Below are 18,905 nucleotides of genomic sequence, written 5' to 3'. Positions count from 1 at the left end.
TATGTCCAGAGATGTGTGGCTGATTTTCAATAAATTGTTCATCATGCTGTTTATTATGTTCAAACTGGTCCAATCCAAGGAAGAGAATCTATCGTGGGTAGTGTTCACCCTCTTGCTTTATGTGTGCATCAATCTGGCTGTGTATATTGTGAAAAACACAAATGCCATCCAAGCAGGGCATGTCCTTTCCCTTTTGATGGTTGTAATTGCCTCTTATAAAGTACATCCTTCTTTTATTTTCTTGCTTCCTCTGAATCTGTATGAACTGTTAAGCTATCAAACGGAGAAAAAATGGCCTCTTATAATAGGCGCTGCGATCCCGATTCTTTTTTTGCGATCATCAATCTGGGTGGACTATGGGTTCATTGCAGCAATCAGTTTCCTATTTTTTGAGGGAATGCGTACAGCTGCGGAAAAGCTGAAAATCTATGATCAGGAATTGGATGCTAAGCGGGCTGCCCTTCAGAAAATGACGAAAAACATGAATGACAGCAATGAGTTCCTGAAGCAGTCCCAATACACGGTGAAGCTGGAGGAGCGCAACCGCATCTCGCAGGAAATCCACGATAACATCGGACATGCCATGACAGGTGCCCTTATTCAAATGGAAGCTTCCAAGCGGTTGATAGCTACAGATCAACCCAAAGCCGTCGAGCTTTTGCAGAATGCCATTCACATTTCCAAAGAAGGCATTGAAAAGATCCGGTTGACGTTAAAAGACATGAAACCGCCTATGGAGCAGATGGGGATTCACCGGATCAAGCTGCTGCTCGATGAATTCGCTGCAAAGCATGATGTACAGACGGTTTTTGTCCATAAAGGCAACATTGATTTGATTACCCCTATTCAATGGAAAGTGATCCATGAGAATGTGTATGAGGCATTGACGAATATGCTGAAATATTCCGGCGGGACTGCGGTATCCATTGACCTGAATGTACTGAATAAATTCATCCGCTTTGAAGTGAAGGATAATGGCAGAGGAGCGGAAAAAGTGAAAAAGGGTCTCGGGATTATGGGGATGGAGGAACGGACGGCTGCTGTGAAAGGGACAATCATCGTCGATGGCAGCAGCGGCTTCTCTGTGACCACGCTCCTGCCGCTCCAATGAAGATTCTCATAAATGAAAAGTGAATATTCTCATATGAAAAGGGTGAACTCTTGCACTGCCGGGGAGTTCCCCTTTTTTCTATAATGAGAACATAAAGAACTTAGGGGTGAAATGATGAACGTTTTAGAAATCAATAATTTAACGAAGAAATTTGGGGATTTCATCGCAGTTGACCATATGTCATTAAACATCAAGGAAGGGGAAATCTTCGGATTCCTCGGTTCGAACGGTGCAGGAAAAAGTACGACCATCAATATGATCGCAGGGCTTCTGCAGAGCAACGATGGCGACATCGATATCCTCGGGAAAAACATCCGCAAACATAAGAAGTTCGCCAAGATGAATATCGGGATGGTTCCTCAGGATCTTGCCATCTACGAAGATCTCACAGCCTATGAAAATGTGAAATTCTTTGCCGGACTGTACGGACTTCGCGGCCAGGAATTAAAGGATCGAGTGGAAGAGGCGCTGGAATTTGTCGGATTGAGCGATAAGCATAAAAGCTATCCGAAAAACTTCTCCGGCGGGATGAAGCGCCGCTTGAATATTGCCTGCGCCATCGCCCACAGGCCATCGATCATCATCATGGATGAGCCGACGGTCGGAATCGATCCGCAGTCGAGGAACTACATCCTGACATCGGTGAAAAAACTGAACGAGATGGGATGCACCATCATCTATACGACCCACTACATGGAAGAGGTCGAGGAAATCTGTACGAAGATCGCCATCGTCGACCATGGGAAAGTCATTGCGGAAGGAACGAAGGAGCAGCTGAAATCCATCATCACGGATACGAAGGATGTCTGGATCGAAGTGAAGTCTGCAGAGAACCTCCCATTGGAAGATCTGAAAAAAATCCATGGCGTGAACACGGTGCAAGTCGAAGAAAACATGATTAAAGTCAATTCCGATACAGGCATCAATAATTTGAACAGCATCATCGGCTGCCTCATCAGCAACGGCTATGAGATTCGATCACTCGATGAGCAGGAGCCGAATTTAGAAACAGTATTCCTTACGCTGACAGGCAGAAACCTTAGGGACTAAGTAAAGAAAGGGGGAAAACAAATGAATATCATTAATATGGCACTGAAGGAAATCAAGATTCATTTCAGGGATGTCCGGACATTTTCATTCATGCTGGCGTTTCCCATTGTGCTCATGCTTGTACTGGGAACGGCTTTATCCAATGCCTTCGATAAGAAAATTTCCGTCGATGATATCCGCGTCCTTTACAAAGATAACAGCACGGGAATGGCATCTGAATCGTTCCAGAAGTTTGCCGGTGCGATGAAAAAAGAAGGAATCGAGTTCAAGAAAATCAAGTCCGGTATGGACGGGAAGAAAGAAGTCAAACAAGGGAACTACGAAGGGTATGTAGAGTTGAACAACAGCGGCATCACCCTTTATGAAAATGACCGTGCAAGCATTGAAGGATCGATGATCAGCGGAGCCCTTTCAGCATATGCCGGAAAGTACAATACCGCAGCAGAAATCAGCAAAGTGGACCCAAGCGGGATCTCAGCTGTAATGGCCCCATCCAAGGATGACTATATCAAGGAGCATTCCTTGAAATCGGACCGCCAAGTGGGAGCGATGGATTATTATGCAATCGCGATGACTTCCATGATTGCCATGTACTCAGCCATGAGCGCCAGCTCCCTTATCAGGGGCGAAAGGGCAAGAAATACGGCGGACCGTCTGCTTGCTTCACCGATTTCAAAAGGAGAGCTCTTCCTTGGAAAGCTCTTGGGAAGCATCGTCGTGAACGGAATCTGCATACTCGCCGTCATGGCATTCAGCAAATATGTCTTTAAAGCCAACTGGGGAGACCACCCGGGGCTTGTGATACTAATACTTCTATCTCAAGTGGTTTTCGCCATCAGTCTGGGGCTGGGTGTCAGCTTCATAATGAAAACGGGAGCAGGTACGCGAAGCTTCCTCACACTGTTTGTCCAGCTTTCCTCATTCTTCGGTGGCGCCTATTTTGTCATCGAAGGAGATGGATTCCTGCACTTTTTATTAGAATTATCCCCGATCACATGGGTAAGGGAAGGGCTTAATCGAGCGATCTATATGAATCAGTTTGACGGTGCCTACCATGCCATGATGCTGAACTTCGGCCTGGCCGCTGTCCTGCTTTTATTGACCGTGACAGCACTTAGAAGAAAGGAGAGGCTGTAAATGAAAGAACTTCTTTGGCTCATCCGACATACATTAAAGGTTACGTTCAATAAGAAACGCAGTATCATCATCTATTTTGGAATGCCGCTGCTGGGGATCCTGATTGCCTTTGCGGCGTATGGAGGTTCAAACGTCCAAACAATCCAAATCGGAATCGCAAGCCAAGATCAAGGAGAAGCCTCTTCAGGAACCATCTCCTTTCTGAAAAAGATTGATCATGTAAAGGTGACAGAGATTAAGAATTCTGCCATTGCTGATCAAATTTCGTCCGGAAAGCTTGATGTCGTCATCAAAATTGACGAAGGATTTACGCAAAGTCTGATGGACGGAAAGCCATCCGGCATTCAAATGGTTTCCATTAAAGGGGCTCAAGTCACTTCGTTTATCAAAGCATACTTGTATCAGTACCTCGACAACGTCGCAGCCATCGGAAAAACTGCGGACGGTAATCAGAAATCATTCCATCAGATGTATGCCAACTACCAAAAGAAAAACTTCAGCATGAAGACCGTTTCCTTGAAAGATCTTTCGAAAAATCGCGATATGACATCCCAGACAATCGGATTCTTGTTGATGTTCCTTCTGATGTCTGCAGGCAACCTGTCAGAAATTATATTGAAGGAAAAAGAAAACAGAACATACTTCAGGCTGCTTTCCACACCGATCAGCGCCAGAAAATATGTACTTTCCAACATCTTGGTCAACATGATCATCATGGCTGTTCAAATTACCTTTACGATTTACATGATGAAAAACGTCTTTCATATCGAGACCAACATGGCGTTCGGAGAAATGCTGTTCATTCTTCTTGTCTTTGCCCTTGTCGCAGTCGGACTTGGATTGATCATTGTGGCATTCGCGTCCAGTACGGCTTCTTTCGGGGCGCTGCAAAACTTCTTGGTCATCCCGACCTGTATGCTTTCAGGCTGCTTCTGGCCGGTAGCCATCATGCCGGATGCTGCGCAGAAAATCGCAGAATTCCTGCCGCAGCACTGGGCACTCTCGGCCATCGAGAAGCTGCAAAAAGGCATCAGCATCGGCAGCATCTACTTGAACATCTTGATCCTATTGGCATTCGCTCTCGCATTCTTCCTTGTAGCCATCTACCGCTTCGGCCGAAACAACAATGCAAGGAACTTCATTTGAATGTGAATCTGAACCCGTCACTTTAGGCGGGTTTTTGTTTGTTGAGAGGGGACTGGGGACGGGCGGGACAAGGAACCTGTCCCTATGTCCCATTTTTCTGAAGATATTGACATAGGCTGAAGCTGCAAATTATAATTCTTATAAACTGACTAGTCGTTTTTAAAAAGGGGAACCAACTATGAATATATTAAATGTTAATCAAACAGAAATCGCTGTATTTGAATATAGCCACAAAGGGGAGACGGTTGTCCTCCTTCATCCAGGGGGAATTTTTGCTTCATATGTATGGAAGGATACGGCTGAATTACTAAAAGAGAATTACCATGTAATCGCAATGGATCTGCGTGGACACGGGGCATCGGGAAAACCGGATACAGGATATGAACTGGAGAATCTGGCTAAAGACATAGTAGAGGCCATGAAGGAGATGGGGATTCCTAAAGCTCATTTCATTGGGAACTCGCTCGGAGCTGAAACGGCGCTTGTGCTTGCAGCGAAGTTTCCTGCGTTTGTACGTTCCTTAACGCTGGTTGATGGAGGAATGCTTAATTTAATCGGTCCGAATGGGGAAAGGGAAGGGACAAAAGAGGAACTTGTGAAGGAAAGGCTTGAGCGGCCATATCCGGAGTTTATTTCGAAAGAGGATTTTGTTTATTTCGCAAAGGAGCGTTGGCAGGAGTTCGCCAAGATTGCCCATCAAATTCCACTGCATAATCTCCCGAATGGGACCGTCACGTTCCAGCAAGACAATGAAATCGCCGCACAACTGCTCGCTGCAGGATGTGATATTGATATCCCGTCACAATATGAGAATCTCACATGTCCGGTCTTGTTCATGCCAGCCGAGAAAGAAGAAAAGTTAGAGTTGAAGCTTAAATTGATTGAGGAAAAAAGTTCCTGTCTTCCATACTCAAAGACTGTCATTCTACCGGAAAGCACCCATTTGATGATGCTGAATCAGGGCAGGGAAATCGGAGAGGCTGCACGAAAATTTTATCAGGAACTAAAAGAGAAATGTCCCCAATGAGTGATTTATTTAACCCGGAACACAAATTTTTAGCCTCTTGCGGCCATAAAAATTGAATTAAGAAATACAATGGCTGAAATCGCAGCACGATGGCATATGGCGGAAAAGGGCTACGTAGAGACCAGGCCCCTTTTGAATTTCATTGATTGCAAAATTGATCTTCACCGCATATAATTTGAGTGTAGGAATCATAGGGTTCTTACTTTTTTTACAATAAAAGTTTACTTCGGGAAACATTTTTATACTAAGGAAAATGCTTGTTTCATATAAAATAAAAGGGGAAATACTTCATGAAAGACAGAACAATTGAAAGGAAAGATCTGACGTCATCGGCTGCAGCGGTTCTCAGCGGGAAGACGAAAGGATGGAGAAGGGTGCTGCCGTTTCTTGGCCCTGCCTTCATCGCCTCCGTCGCCTATATCGATCCGGGCAATTTCGCCACCAATATTGCAGCCGGCTCAAGATACGGTTATTTATTGCTTTGGGTCATCTTATTTTCTAATTTAATGGCGATTTTGATCCAGACGATGTCTGCTAAACTTGGGATTGCCACAGGCAGGAACCTGTCTGAAGTGGCAAGGGACCGTTTCCCATTCCCTGTACGGATTTTCCTCTGGATCCAGGCGGAGATCGTCATCATCGCAACGGATTTGGCAGAGTTCATCGGGGCTGCCCTCGGACTTTATCTTCTCTTTGATATTCCGATGATTGCCGCTGCTTTGATAGCGGCAGCCGGTTCATTTGCCATCCTCGAGCTTCAAAGAAGGGGACTTCGTTCACTCGAGGCCGCCATTACGGGAATGGTGCTCATTGTTGTCGTTGCATTTGGAATACAGGTATTCATTTCAAGACCGGAAGCAGGACCGCTTGTAGCCGGATTATTGACGCCGAAGTTTGAAGGCGTCGACAGCATTCTCTTGGCAGCAGGGATTTTAGGGGCGACGGTCATGCCGCACGCCATCTATCTTCACTCTGCATTGACTCAAAAAAGGGTGGTCGGCACAAACGACTCCGAGAAGAAAAAGATTTTCCGATTTGAATTTGTCGACATCATCATTGCCATGGCTTTGGCCGGCGTGATCAATGCAAGCATGCTGATTGTAGCGAGCGCATTGTTTTTCCAAAATGGCTTGGATGTATCCGACCTTGATGTGGCATTTCAAAAGTTCGGCGAGTTGATCAGTCCGTTTTCTGCCCAATTATTCGGAATCGGATTATTGGCTGCAGGACTATCCAGCTCAACTGTAGGCACACTATCCGGAGACGTTGTGATGCAGGGATTCATCCAAAAAAGGATTCCGATATATCTGCGACGATTCATTACGATGCTGCCGCCGCTTGTCATCATCATTTTAGGCGTCAATCCGACGCATGCATTGGTTTTGAGCCAGGTAGTGCTCTCATTCGGGATTGCTTTCGCCCTTGTTCCGCTCATTCTTTTCACCAGCGACCGCAAGCTGATGGGAAGCCTAGTCAATGCAAAATGGACCACGAACATTGCATGGGTCATTGCGGGTGTCATCATTGTGCTGAATATATTCCTGCTGACGCAGAGCTTATAAAAATATTTTTATCGAAAAGAGTATGAATCCTTCTATGGGATTTGTACTCTTTTTTTGCGGAGAAGTGCTGTTTCAAAATTGCTTGAGTCTTTAGCTGTTTATATAATGAGGAAGGAATAATAAATGATTAATAGTTCTTCATCGAAGGGAAGAGACACATTTGGTTTGGATTGCCGTTTTGATTTTTATCGCCACTCTGACACTGGTCATCTGGCAGCCCCGAAACCTGGGGATAGGATGGTCGGCATGCGGAGGAGCGCTCCTGGCTTTGGCTGCCGGGGTTATATCTCTGCATGATGTCGTAGAAGTGACAGACATTGTTTGGAATGCGACGCTCACGTTTATTGCACTCATCATCATTTCATTAATTTTAGATGAAATTGGATTTTTTGAATGGGCGGCTTTGCATATGGCGCGCCTTGCAGATGGAAATGGGAAGAAAATGTTCCTCTATGTCACATTCCTTGGTGCAGTCGTTTCCGCCTTTTTTGCGAACGACGGGGCTGCACTTATTTTGACCCCGATCGTGTTGGCTATGGTCAGGGCGCTTAATTGGAAAGAAAAGATGCTCCTGCCATTCATCATGGCGAGCGGGTTCATCGCGGATACCACATCCTTGCCATTTACCATCAGCAATCTGGTGAATATCGTTTCCGCGGACTACTTCCATATTTCTTTTTCGGAATATGCCTCAAGGATGATCATTCCGAACGTATTCAGCTTAGCGGCAAGTATGGCAGTTCTTTATTTATTGTTTAAAAAATCGATTCCCGCTGCATATGACGTTTCCCAGGTGAAAAAGCCTTCAGAAGCGATCAAAGACAAAGATTTGTTCGTCCTGTCCTGGATTGTGCTTGCAGGCTTGCTCATCGGGTACTTTTCCAGCGGCTTCTTGCATGTCAAAGTCTGCTTCATTGCCGGGGCCATCGCCATTATCTTTTTGCTGATGGCAAGGAGGAGCCAGGCGGTTCATGTCCGCAAAGTCATTAAAGGGGCACCGTGGGCGATCGTTTTTTTCTCCATCGGGATGTATGTCGTGATTTATGGACTGCGGAATGTCGGATTGACTGGCTTATTGGCGGAAGTTCTTGAGGGAGCCGCTCACCACGGATTGTTTGCATCGACTATGGCGATGGGCTTCCTGGCCGCAGTTCTTTCGTCCGTCATGAATAACTTGCCGACGGTCCTTATCGATGCATTGGCGATCACGGACGCCCATGTATCAGGGGTGATTAAAGAAGCGATGATTTACGCCAATGTCATCGGATCGGATTTAGGGCCGAAAATGACGCCGATCGGCTCCCTGGCGACTTTATTGTGGCTGCATGTATTGAATGGAAAAGGAGTCAAAATCACATGGGGCTACTACTTTAAAGTAGGGGTCATCCTGACGCTCCCAGTGCTGTTCATCACATTGGCCGGCCTGTATTTGTGGTTGCTTCTCCTAACATAAAAAAGAGTTTGAAACCGGTTCTGCCTTCATGGGCGGGCCGGTTTTTTGCATTCGACATAAATCGGGGCGAATCGGGGCGTGCCTGTCACCATAGCCATCAACTTAAGGCAAATTAGTCGACGAAAGTAAATTTTCTCCTTACTCTAAAGTTCTGCCATGCAGATTTTTAGAGTAAGGAGTTTTTATTTATGAAGAATTTACATCGAGAATTAGCTGCTTTTTCGGAGGCTATTAAAGAAGTCATATCTTCTTCTGCGGTTGAAGAACTGGCGAAGGAAATTGGGTTTGTGGAGCGAGAAAGAAACTTCACTGGGTTCCATCTTTTGAGCTTATGCGCATTCCACGCGCACGTTGGGAGATCTTCCCTTTCCAAAATGTGTGCTTCTCTTTCTACCCACTTCCAAGTAAGTATCTCTGGTCAGGGATTGAATCAACGGTTTAATGCGCAAGCTGTCCAATTAATGAAGGAGATCTTCCGATCACTGCTTTCATTAGAGAGGTCCTTTCCATCTCTTCCGATAATGGATTTGTTCCAACGAATACGGATTTTAGATTCTACTTCTTTCGGAGTTTCCCCTAATCAATATCAAGCCTTTAAGGGCTATCATGGTTCAGGAGTTAAAATCCAGTTAGAGTATGATTTAAAATCCGGAGAATTCCTTCAGTTTGTTCTTCAAGAACAGAAGGAGCCTGATCAATCCTTCGCCTATCAAATTCAAGACACCGTGGAGCCTGGGGATTTGTGCATTCGGGATTTAGGTTATTTCTCCACCCAAGACTTAAAAACCATTTCAAACCGAAAGGGTTTCTTTCTTTCTCGTCTACATGATCAAACGGGAGTTTATTTAGAAACGGAAAATGGTGATTTCGAAAGACTGGATATCACGAAATATGAAGAAGAATTAGCAGAGGGAGAGTATTTGGAACTTACTGTTTATGTAGGAAAACGGGAGATGATTCCATCTCGTCTGGTTCTCTATCGCTTGAATGAGGATGAACATAAAAGACGAATGGATTCTTTTGATAAAAAAGAAAAAAAAAGAGGCGTGAAATACACACCTCAAACAAAAAAGCACAAAGTGCTCAACAAAGTAATTACTAATATACCAGAAAACATGGTAAAAGCAACAGATTTGTTCACCCTTTATTCTTTAAGGTGGCAAATTGAATTAGTCTTCAAAGGGTGGAAATCCATCTTTGAGATTGACCATGTCAAAGCGATGAAGCAAGAACGTTTTGAATGCTTTTTATATGGTCGTTTTATCGCTCTTTTATTAAGTGAAAACTTGCTTTTTCGTATTCGTTATTACTTATTTGTTAAAAAGCAAAAGCAACTTAGTGAATTTAAAAGCCTAGATATTATTGAAACGTTCCTCCCGGAAATCTCTTGTGCCTTAAAGAAAGGCGGACATTCACTGACGAGCCTATTCCAGAAGGTTCGAAAAACCCTTGAGAAAAATGGCATCAAATCAAAGAGGTGCGGAAAATCCAGGTCAATAGAAATCTTAGATCAATTATCTCAATCATAAGTTTACATAAAATGTAAACCTAGATTTCGTCTAGGTTTATTTGTGTTGGGTAGAAAGCAGAAAGGTTTGGTCATTCTTATCATTAGACCAAATTTCAGTTGATTGAGAGGGAATCTGCGAGACTCCTGCGGAAAAACGGGCTGGCGAGACCCCACAGCGAAGCGAGGAGGCTTGCCAGTTCGTCCGCGGAAAGCGAGTGGATTCTCGCTCAATCGTTTAGAAAAACCTGAAAAATGGTTAACTTGATGGCTATGGTGCCTGTCACCACCCGAATTTTCTTGCGGGATTTCCACATTAAATGGAAAGTTGAGCGGTTGCGCAGAAAAGTTGAGCGGTGATCACCCAAAGTGCCCCGCCCAACCCCATTCACCAACCCTCCACAATTCCAATCCAAAATAACGTTTAGTTTAAAACTGGAGTGGTATGGAACATTATGCTCGATTTGTAATTTGGAAGGGAGGAACGGCTTTGTTTAGAAGGGGTATGCCTGTATTTTTACTATTTTTGATGGCAGCGCTTTCCGGCTGCAGCGGAATCGATGTATTGGATCCAAAGGGTCCTGCTGCCCGTGAGGAATTCGGTTTGTTTCAGCTCACCATCTACTTGATGCTTCTCGTGCTGGCAACGGTCTTTATTTTGTTTTTCTATTTTTTATGGAAATACCGCATTACGCCGGAGAGAAAGAATCATATTCCGAATGGGCCTTCCGGGAACAAGAAACTGGAAATCACCTGGACAGTCATCCCGATTGTGATCCTGATCATCATCGCCATTCCCACGGTCAAGAGTACATATCATTTATCAGAAGCGGCGGATGCTAAACATCTCCAAGGGAAAACGGTCATTGAAGTGACGGCCCATCAGTTCTGGTGGGAATTTCATTATTTGGACGGGGACATCAAGACTTCGGATGTTCTACACATCCCCACTGGCGAGGATGTAGTGCTGGTGATCCGGTCAGATGACACGATTCATTCATTGTGGGTTCCGCAGCTCGGAGGCAAGATGGATGCGGTTCCCGGCAAAACGAATCGATTATGGGTGAAAGCGGATGAACCAGGCAGCTATGAAGGAAAGTGTGCAGAACTCTGCGGAGCAGCGCACGCTTATATGCTGTTTACCGTGAAAGCAGAGTCGAAACAAGATTTTCAAAAGTGGAAACAGGCTATGCAGAAGAAAGAAAGCGGCAAGCAAAAGACGGAAAGTGCAGCTGCCGGTGAAAAGGTATTTAAAAAGAATTGCCTTTCTTGCCATGCCGTCAATGGAAGCGGTGAAACCATCAGCCGCGGGAATGCCCCAAATTTGACCGGCTTTGCGGAACATGACCGGATTGCGAGTGTACTTCCCAACACGAAAGAAAATATTGTGAAATGGATTAATGATCCCAAGAAGTATAAGCCTGGGACAGAAATGCCATCATTCAAACACCTTTCCGCGAAGGAAAAAGAGGAGCTGGCAGAGTACGTACAGAGCTTAGGGCTTGATGGAATCAGTGGAGAAGGAGATGGTGGGCATGGATCTTAAATACACGCTATGGGGGAAGAAGATAAGCTTTCCTTCAGATATTTTGGCTGCTGACATCTCTGTCCTCCTCTTTTTAATAATCGGCGTAGGATTGCTCACTTATTTTAAAAAATGGAAGTGGCTGTGGGGCTGGCTGACCACCACCCATCACAGCAAAATAGGCATACTCTATTTGACTGCTGGAGGGGCCTTTTTCTTAAGAGGGGGGCTTGATGCCTTGATCATGAGGATCCAGCTGGCCCTTCCGGAGAATCAATTTTGGGTGTTCCAAGGGGAAAAATACAATGAGATGATGACGACTCACGGCACGACGATGATTTTCTTCGTGGCCATGCCACTGTTAATCGGACTCATGAATGTCGCCGTCCCATTACAAATAGGCGCGAGGGATCTTGCTTTTCCTTATTTGAATGCGCTCAGCTTCTGGCTGTTTTTTGCCGGCGGTTCGCTGGTGAATATCAGCTTCATCTTAGGGGGATCCCCGACTGCAGGATGGACAGCATATGCCCCTCTTGCCTTGAAGGAATTTTCACCTGGGCCGGGCAATGATTACTATTCCCTCGGTTTGCAGATCGCGGGAATCGGCACGCTGCTGACGGCCATCAATTTCCTTGTGACGATCTTGAACAAGCGGACGAAGGGGATGACGCTCACCCGCATGCCTTTGTTCACTTGGTCAACCCTTGTCACGTCTCTTCTTATTTTATTTGCCTTCCCTGCGTTGACTGTCGCTCTTTTATTGTTGTCTTTCGACAGGCTGTTCGGGACAAGCTTCCTGTCAGCGGATGCAGGAAATGCTTTGATTTGGCAGCATTTGTTTTGGATATTTGGGCATCCGGAGGTCTACATATTGATTCTGCCCGCTTTTGGGATTTTCTCTGATGTCATAAGCACCTTTGCCAAAAAGAAGCTTTTTGGATATACCTCAATGGTTTTTGCCATCGTCCTCATCGGGTTCTTAGGATTTATGGTGTGGGTGCACCATATGTTCACAGTGGGTCTTGGACCTGCATCAAATGCGATTTTTGCCATCTCGACGATGTCCATTGCCGTCCCGACAGGAATCAAAGTGTTCAATTGGCTGTTCACATTGAAAGGCGGGGTAATCCGATTCAATACCGCCATGCTTTATGCTCTTTCTTTCATCCCGACCTTCGTAATGGGCGGGGTGACAGGCGTCATGCTTGCAGCGGCGCCTGCAGACTACCAGTACCATGACAGCTATTTTGTCGTCGGACATTTTCATTATGTCATCGTCGGAGGCACCATCTTAGGGATCTTCTCCGGACTCTATTACTGGTGGCCGAAGATGTTCGGATTCCTCTTGGATGAGAAAAGGGGAAAATGGCAGTTCTGGCTTTTTGCCATCGGGTTTCATCTCACGTTTTTCCCGATGCACATCATGGGATTGATGGGCATGCCAAGAAGGGTGTACACATACCTTGAAGACAGCGGCCTCGGCACATTGAATATGATCAGTACGATCGGGGCTTTCCTGATGGGACTGAGTGTTCTTTTCTTTATTTATACGGTTTATTGGAGCTGCAGAAACGGCACGCGGGATGTTACAGGCGACCCATGGGACGGGCGGACGCTCGAATGGGCCATCCCTTCTCCACCGCAGGAATACAATTTTGCCAGAAGACCGTTTGTCAGGGGCGTTGATGCTTTTTGGAAAGAAAAAATGGAGGGCGACGGAACATTTCAGCCTGCAGAAAAACTTGGTCCGATCCATATCCCGCCGTCCACTGTCCAGCCGATGATTCTGAGCGGTATTTTCTTCATGACAGCATTTGGCTTCATTTTTGACTGGAACCCCGTGAAAATCGGGGGAGGAATATTGATTCTCGGGATGCTCATCTGGCGCTCCTTCACGGATAAAGGCGGACATTTCATCACTGCAAAAGAAGTGGCAGAGCGGGAAGAAAGGAAGGGGGGCAGATGATGGAGACAACTCAAACCGATGCATCCCTTTTACAGGAGATGCAGAAGGAAAAAGCCAAGGACAAAGTACTTGCGATGTGGTTTTTCATTTCAGCAGAAGTGGTGATTTTCGGCGGATTATTCGGCGTCTATCTGACATTGAAAAGTCATACGGGATCCGGTCCATCGCCGGAGGGCCTTTTCGAACTGAAAGAAACGGCCGTATCGACGATTGTCCTGCTCTCAAGCAGCTTCACCTGTGCCATGGCTGGTTATTTTCTTCAGGCAAAAAATAAGAAGAATATGATCTTCATGCTGCTTTTAACGCTTCTTTTGGGGATGGGATTCCTTGGATTGGAAATAAAAGAGTTTTTAACGTATGTGGAAAAAGGGTATAGGATAACCGATAGTTCTTTTTTAGCATCTTTTTACCTTTTGACAGGCACGCATGGAAGCCACGTTCTGGCAGGCTGCATCTGGATGCTCCTCCTGCTTTTCCATATGGTCAGAGAGGGCTTGAATGAAGATACTTCCTTGAAAATAAAGGTATTCAGCCTTTACTGGCATTTTGTCGATGTCGTTTGGGTCTTTATTTTCACCGTAGTCTATTTATTTGGAAAGCTGTCTTCGTAAACTTTGTTGTTAAAATCTAACTGCCGATTTTAACGTAAGAAAAGAGCCATTTGGAAAGGCGGGGTGACGATGGAAGGCGAAAACAGAATGAAAGTGACCTATTATGCATCTTTTGGCATGATGATTCTTTTCACGGCCATTGCCTTTTATCTGGTGATGGATTGGAGGCTGCAGCTTGGACCGGTCGTTCTGAAGTGGATTTTGATCGGGATGGCGGTCATCCAGGTTTTCCTGCAGCTGTTCATTTTCATGCATGCCGGGAAGGGCAAGAAATTGTACCGCATGATTGCGCTCGCAAGCGGGGGAATGGTGGCGGCATTGGCCATTTTATTTCTCTGGCTTTTAAATTAAATTAAGTAGAAAGGAAGAGTGAAGATATGACAGTAGCTTCCTATATATTAGTAGGATTAGTAGTTTTAATCATTATCGTTCCGCTGGTAATATTCGGAATCATTTGGTTGAAAGACGAGAAGCAGGAGGAGCATTCCGTTCTGAGGAACTATCCGGTCCTTGGGAAAATGCGCTATATCCTGGAGAAAATCGGTCCTGAACTAAGGCAATATTTATTTCATAATGATAATGAAGCAAGGCCATTCTCCAGAAGGCAATACCAGAGTACGGTCATTTCGGCCAAATATAAAAATAGATTGATTGGCTTCGGTTCTGAACGGGATTTTGACGGGCCTGGCTATTATGTTCGAAATTCTATGTATCCTGTACAGCGCGATGAACTGAAGGTCGACAACGAGAAAAAAATCAGGACGAAGATTTATAAGATTGATAAAGACAACCTGTTCAGAAGGAAGGAGCATCGCGAATATACCGAGGCGGATCCGTTTTACCTCCGTGATGATGACGCCATCGTCATTGGCGGGGACACATGCCGCAAGCCATTTAAAGTGAAGGGGTTTGTCGGACAGTCTGCCATGAGTTATGGTGCCCTTGGTGAAAAAGCCATCACCGCTCTGTCCACTGGACTGGGGATGGCCGGCGGTACATGGATGAATACAGGGGAAGGAGGTTTGTCCCAGCATCACTTGAAAGGCGGCGTCGATATCATCTATCAAATCGGACCGGGATTATTTGGTGTAAGGACAAAGGATGGAGAATTCTCCTGGGAAGAATTTAAACGGAAGAGTGAAATTGAGGAAGTCAAAGCATTCGAACTTAAATTTGCCCAAGGTGCCAAGACGCGCGGCGGCCATGTTGACGGTTCTAAGGTGACGCCGGAAATCGCTGAAATCCGGAATGTAGAGCCATGGAAAACAGTGGACAGTCCAAACCGGTTCCGACAATTCAATAACAATATGGAAATGTTTGAGTTCATTGAAAAGCTTCGCGAAATTGGAGGAAAGCCTGTCGGGATTAAAATTGTCGTCGGGAATTTAGACGATCTCGAGACGTTTGCAAAGGATATGAAGGAATCTGGAAAAGGTCCTGATTTCATTACGGTCGATGGAGGAGAAGGCGGTACGGGTGCTTCCTTCCAGGAACTTGCCGATGCTGCAGGGCTTCCAATCAGAGCCGGACTTCCGCTTGTCCACGACATGCTCACGAAATATGGCGTGCGCGACCGTGTGAAAATTTTCGCATCAGGGAAGCTGTTGACTCCGGATAAAATTGTCATGGCTATGACGATGGGAGCGGACTTGGTGAATATTGCCCGCGGCTTGATGTTTTCCGTTGGATGCATCCAGGCGCAGGTATGCCATACGAATAACTGTCCTGTCGGGGTAGCGACGACAGATCCGAAGCTGCAGCGGGCGTTGATCGTGGAGGAGAAATCCTTCCGTACGTGCAACTATCTCCTCTCTTTAAGAGAAGGAGTGTTCAATCTGGCTGCGGCAGCAGGAATCGATACACCGACCAAATTTGAGAGAAAGCATCTTATTTATAAAGATGAGTTTGGAAGAGTTTATCCTGTCGAAGATATCTTCAAACAGGCAGAAGTGATGAAACTCGTTTCGGGATGAAAAAAAGCACCGATTCTACTGAATGATTGGTAGGATCGGTGCTTTTTTACTTTTAAGAATCTGAATCATCATCCTCTTTTACTCCGAGTTCTAATAGAACGCTTGAACCTGCTGTAACGGAAGTCTCTGTTGTTCGATTCATTGTATCAATCCGGTTTGCATTGATGATGACCACAGGGGATTCGATAGGTACACTTTTTTGATGAAGAGCATCCAAATCAAAACTGATCAGGAGGTCCCCTTCTTTGACTTTATCTTTTTCCTCTACATGGACCTCGAAGCCTTTACCTTCAAGTTTTTCTGTGTCCTGGCCAATCTGAACAAGGATTTCGACCCCTGATTCAGTATGAAGGGAGAGGGCGTGCTTGGTAGGGAATACCTGCATGACTTCCCCGCTGCAGGGAGCGACTAGCTTGCCTTCTTCAGGTATGACCGCTATGCCTTTTCCCATCATCCCATTTGCAAATTTCGTCTTCTTTACATCTTCCAGTGGAAATGGCTTCCCCGTAAAGGGAGATAGTAGATTTAATTGTGCCGTCATTATTTTCACCTCAACATTAGCATTTACCAATGAAATACCCTTTCTGGAATGAGGATAATCTGTTTTTTGGAAAATAGAAGCGGTGTGGGAAAATTTGTCGAAAAAATTCACTTCAAAGAAGGTAAATGAAGGGAAGAGGGAGAATTGATTGGCAGGGGGAATGGACTTGAAAACGAAATATAAAATAGGATTGTTTTTTATAGGGACAGGTTTGACCTTTTTTATTGCCTTTTTTCTTATAAATCTGTTCAATGAACTGAAGCTGAATGAAAATGGCTGGAGCCGCAGTGAGAATCTTGGTGTGGCGGCAAGCCATAAACGGGTATTTGCGACGGGAGAAACCGGGGAAAGGAAAGTCTATGGTGCCAATGAAAATGAACTGAAGATTGGTACATTGAAAGAAAGCGATTTTTCGATGAAACATGGGACAGTGAAAGGACTGGAGTTAAGCCCGTATAATCCATTTTGGGTTTCGTCCGATGGTGGGACCATCTATTATTTGAAAAATAAAGAGTTAATCCGAAAAGATGGCGCAAATGAAGAAACGATTGCCCGCGATGTGGATCAGCTTTTTACCAGCCAGAAATTGCTGATCCTGTCAGGAGGAGAAGGGGTCTTTTTAGTGCGTCCAGACTCAGGGGAAATTGAGCCTCTCATGGATGCTGCAGAAGCCAAAAAAGTTAAAATGGCTGCCTTTGATCCTGAATCTTCTTCTTTCCTTATCGCAGCAGGTGAAGGGGGAAATAATTATACGTTTACATACTTCCTTCCGGATGGAGATGGATATAAACCGGCTGCCATGAGCGTTTCAGCTTATTCCACTGCAGTATTATCGAATGTGGAAGTGGCGAAGGAAGGCGAGATGGTCCATATAATTTATTCGACGATCATCAAGGAAGGCGGAGGCCGGGATACGGCCAATTATTATGCGGTCTTTCCGATTAAAAAGCCGCCAGTGCACTTAGAGGGAATTGAACTCGACATTTATGAGAAGCATGGTCTCCCGATAGATAAAATGGAGGATTTTCAATTTTATCAAAATAATGGGGAGCTTCAGCTTTTATTCCATGCAGAAGGTCCTTTGAAAAAAGGAAGAATGAATGTGAATATGTATGAAGCGCACCTGGAAAAGGGACTTTGGAAGGCTGGCCGCATCAGCACCCACTATGCGCAGGCGATGCAGCCGCTGTGGTATGACGGAGAAAGTGCCGGGTGGATGGCCTTTGAGGGCGAAAAATATGAAATTTGGGCAGCGAGCAGGAATAAGCAGGTAATCGAAGCAAATGAACATATCAGGAAATCGGATGTCATGCGGGCGCTCGAAGATACATTTACATTTGCAACGAGCTCATTCGTCTTCCTTCTGTTCTGCTTGATTCTTCTCATTCCGGCCATCGTGATGGTCTGCATTTCGTTTTTCTTTCGAATCCGAAATGGCAAATGGCTTTTTTACGTCTCCGCTCTGATGGTTCTCGTTTTATTATTCTTCCTCTTGAAAAAAACCATGACGGTTCAGTATATGTTCATGGCGCCTGATTTCATGAAGACGGATGCCAGCCGACTCTGGCTGCCGGCAGCCATCAGCATACTGGCTGCTGGAGGATACAGAATCACGAGAAATGAAGACTGGGAAGACGAAGGAAAAGTATTTTATTTTGTAGGGGTCATTTCCTGGATCGCTGCACTGATTGCTGGACCATATATTATTTAAAAATCGGGGGATTAAAGTTATGGACTATCGTGTGTTGACTTCAGAAGATGCAGAAGAATATTTAAGAATCCGTCTGGAAAGCTTGAAGCTGAATCCGGAAGCATTTGCTTCCAACTATGAAGACAAAGTCGCGGAAGAGGATGCTTTGAACAAAACAGCTATACGCTTGAAACCGACCAACTTTTCTTTCACCATGGGGGCATTCGACGGGGATGCGCTAGTCAGCGTCGTCACATTTATGAGGGAGTCGGCCAGCAAGATGATGCATAAAGGCTCCATCTTCGCTGTCTTCACCACCCCAAGCTACAGGGGAAAAGGGATTGCCAAAGCTCTGTTTAAAGAGTTAATGAAGGAGTTGGATGAAGTGGAAGGGCTGGAGCAGATCATGCTGACGGTCGTGTCATCCAACCAGTCCGCGGTGAAATTGTATGAATCGCTGGGGTTCAAATGCTTCGGGACAGAGAAAAATGCCATGAAAGTAGCCGGCATGTATTATGATGAAGATTATATGATGATGTTTTTGAAATAATTTAAATGCAAACGCCCCAGAGAAGCGGATTTTTGAGCATTCTCCAGGGCGTTGAT

16 protein-coding genes are annotated in these 18,905 nt (G+C 45.3%); 15 read left to right on the top strand and 1 reads right to left on the bottom strand.

Annotation, left to right across the window (positions count from 1 at the left end):
* Position 1 precedes the first annotated feature (1 nt).
* The 13 genes from ABTV07_RS17500 to ABTV07_RS17440 all read left to right on the top strand — a co-directional run bounded on the left by ABTV07_RS17500 (position 2) and on the right by ABTV07_RS17440 (position 16,068).
* Positions 2 to 1,111, top strand: coding sequence for a sensor histidine kinase (locus tag ABTV07_RS17500; RefSeq protein ID WP_433744648.1), 1,110 nt, complete (start codon positions 2 to 4; stop codon positions 1,109 to 1,111).
* Between the two features lie 114 nt (positions 1,112 to 1,225).
* Positions 1,226 to 2,161: an ABC transporter ATP-binding protein gene (locus ABTV07_RS17495; protein ID WP_433744645.1), complete on the top strand. Its 936-nt coding sequence runs from the start codon at positions 1,226 to 1,228 to the stop codon at positions 2,159 to 2,161.
* Positions 2,162 to 2,182: 21 nt separating this feature from the next.
* Complete coding sequence (locus ABTV07_RS17490) at positions 2,183 to 3,298, top strand: ABC transporter permease (RefSeq protein WP_433744642.1); 1,116 nt, start codon at positions 2,183 to 2,185, stop codon at positions 3,296 to 3,298.
* Positions 3,299 to 4,444 (top strand): ABC transporter permease, encoded by a 1,146-nt coding sequence (locus ABTV07_RS17485; protein WP_433744639.1) that lies wholly within the window; start codon positions 3,299 to 3,301, stop codon positions 4,442 to 4,444.
* 178 nt (positions 4,445 to 4,622) lie between these two features.
* Positions 4,623 to 5,471 carry an alpha/beta fold hydrolase gene (locus ABTV07_RS17480; protein WP_433744636.1) on the top strand — a complete coding sequence of 283 codons (849 nt, stop codon included), beginning with the start codon at positions 4,623 to 4,625 and terminating at the stop codon, positions 5,469 to 5,471.
* A 290-nt stretch (positions 5,472 to 5,761) separates the two neighbouring features.
* The gene (locus ABTV07_RS17475; RefSeq protein ID WP_433744633.1) at positions 5,762 to 7,033 is read left to right on the top strand and encodes an Nramp family divalent metal transporter; all 1,272 of its coding nucleotides are present in this window, start codon (positions 5,762 to 5,764) and stop codon (positions 7,031 to 7,033) included.
* A 160-nt stretch (positions 7,034 to 7,193) separates the two neighbouring features.
* Positions 7,194 to 8,486 (top strand): arsenic transporter, encoded by a 1,293-nt coding sequence (locus ABTV07_RS17470; RefSeq protein WP_433744630.1) that lies wholly within the window; start codon positions 7,194 to 7,196, stop codon positions 8,484 to 8,486.
* A 188-nt stretch (positions 8,487 to 8,674) separates the two neighbouring features.
* Positions 8,675 to 10,015 (top strand): IS4 family transposase, encoded by a 1,341-nt coding sequence (locus ABTV07_RS17465; RefSeq protein ID WP_433744627.1) that lies wholly within the window; start codon positions 8,675 to 8,677, stop codon positions 10,013 to 10,015.
* Between the two features lie 468 nt (positions 10,016 to 10,483).
* Positions 10,484 to 11,539: a cytochrome c oxidase subunit II gene (gene coxB, locus ABTV07_RS17460; RefSeq protein ID WP_433744624.1), complete on the top strand. Its 1,056-nt coding sequence runs from the start codon at positions 10,484 to 10,486 to the stop codon at positions 11,537 to 11,539.
* The gene (locus ABTV07_RS17455; RefSeq protein WP_433744622.1) at positions 11,529 to 13,484 is read left to right on the top strand and encodes a cytochrome c oxidase subunit I; all 1,956 of its coding nucleotides are present in this window, start codon (positions 11,529 to 11,531) and stop codon (positions 13,482 to 13,484) included. The genes coxB and ABTV07_RS17455 overlap by 11 nt, the downstream gene beginning before the upstream one ends.
* Complete coding sequence (locus ABTV07_RS17450) at positions 13,484 to 14,095, top strand: cytochrome c oxidase subunit 3 (RefSeq protein ID WP_433744619.1); 612 nt, start codon at positions 13,484 to 13,486, stop codon at positions 14,093 to 14,095. The genes ABTV07_RS17455 and ABTV07_RS17450 overlap by 1 nt, the downstream gene beginning before the upstream one ends.
* Positions 14,096 to 14,164: 69 nt before the next feature.
* Positions 14,165 to 14,446: a cytochrome C oxidase subunit IV family protein gene (locus ABTV07_RS17445; RefSeq protein WP_433744617.1), complete on the top strand. Its 282-nt coding sequence runs from the start codon at positions 14,165 to 14,167 to the stop codon at positions 14,444 to 14,446.
* 26 nt (positions 14,447 to 14,472) lie between these two features.
* On the top strand, positions 14,473 to 16,068 hold the full coding sequence (locus ABTV07_RS17440) for an FMN-binding glutamate synthase family protein (protein WP_433744614.1): 1,596 nt from the start codon (positions 14,473 to 14,475) through the stop codon (positions 16,066 to 16,068).
* Between the two features lie 52 nt (positions 16,069 to 16,120).
* Here the strand turns inward: ABTV07_RS17440 and ABTV07_RS17435 are convergent, their stop codons facing one another.
* Positions 16,121 to 16,609 (bottom strand): PTS sugar transporter subunit IIA, encoded by a 489-nt coding sequence (locus ABTV07_RS17435; protein ID WP_433744611.1) that lies wholly within the window; start codon positions 16,607 to 16,609, stop codon positions 16,121 to 16,123.
* A 166-nt stretch (positions 16,610 to 16,775) separates the two neighbouring features.
* Between ABTV07_RS17435 and ABTV07_RS17430 the strand changes: the two genes are divergently transcribed.
* Positions 16,776 to 18,320, top strand: a complete 1,545-nt coding sequence (locus ABTV07_RS17430; protein WP_433744608.1) for a hypothetical protein — start codon at positions 16,776 to 16,778, stop codon at positions 18,318 to 18,320.
* A 19-nt stretch (positions 18,321 to 18,339) separates the two neighbouring features.
* Positions 18,340 to 18,849 (top strand): N-acetyltransferase family protein, encoded by a 510-nt coding sequence (locus ABTV07_RS17425; protein WP_433744607.1) that lies wholly within the window; start codon positions 18,340 to 18,342, stop codon positions 18,847 to 18,849.
* Positions 18,850 to 18,905: the final 56 nt, after the last annotated feature.

This window comes from Falsibacillus pallidus (assembly GCF_050990905.1).
GTDB lineage: Bacteria > Bacillota > Bacilli > Bacillales > DSM-25281 > Falsibacillus > Falsibacillus pallidus_A.
This window is presented reverse-complemented; position numbering and strand designations above follow the sequence as displayed.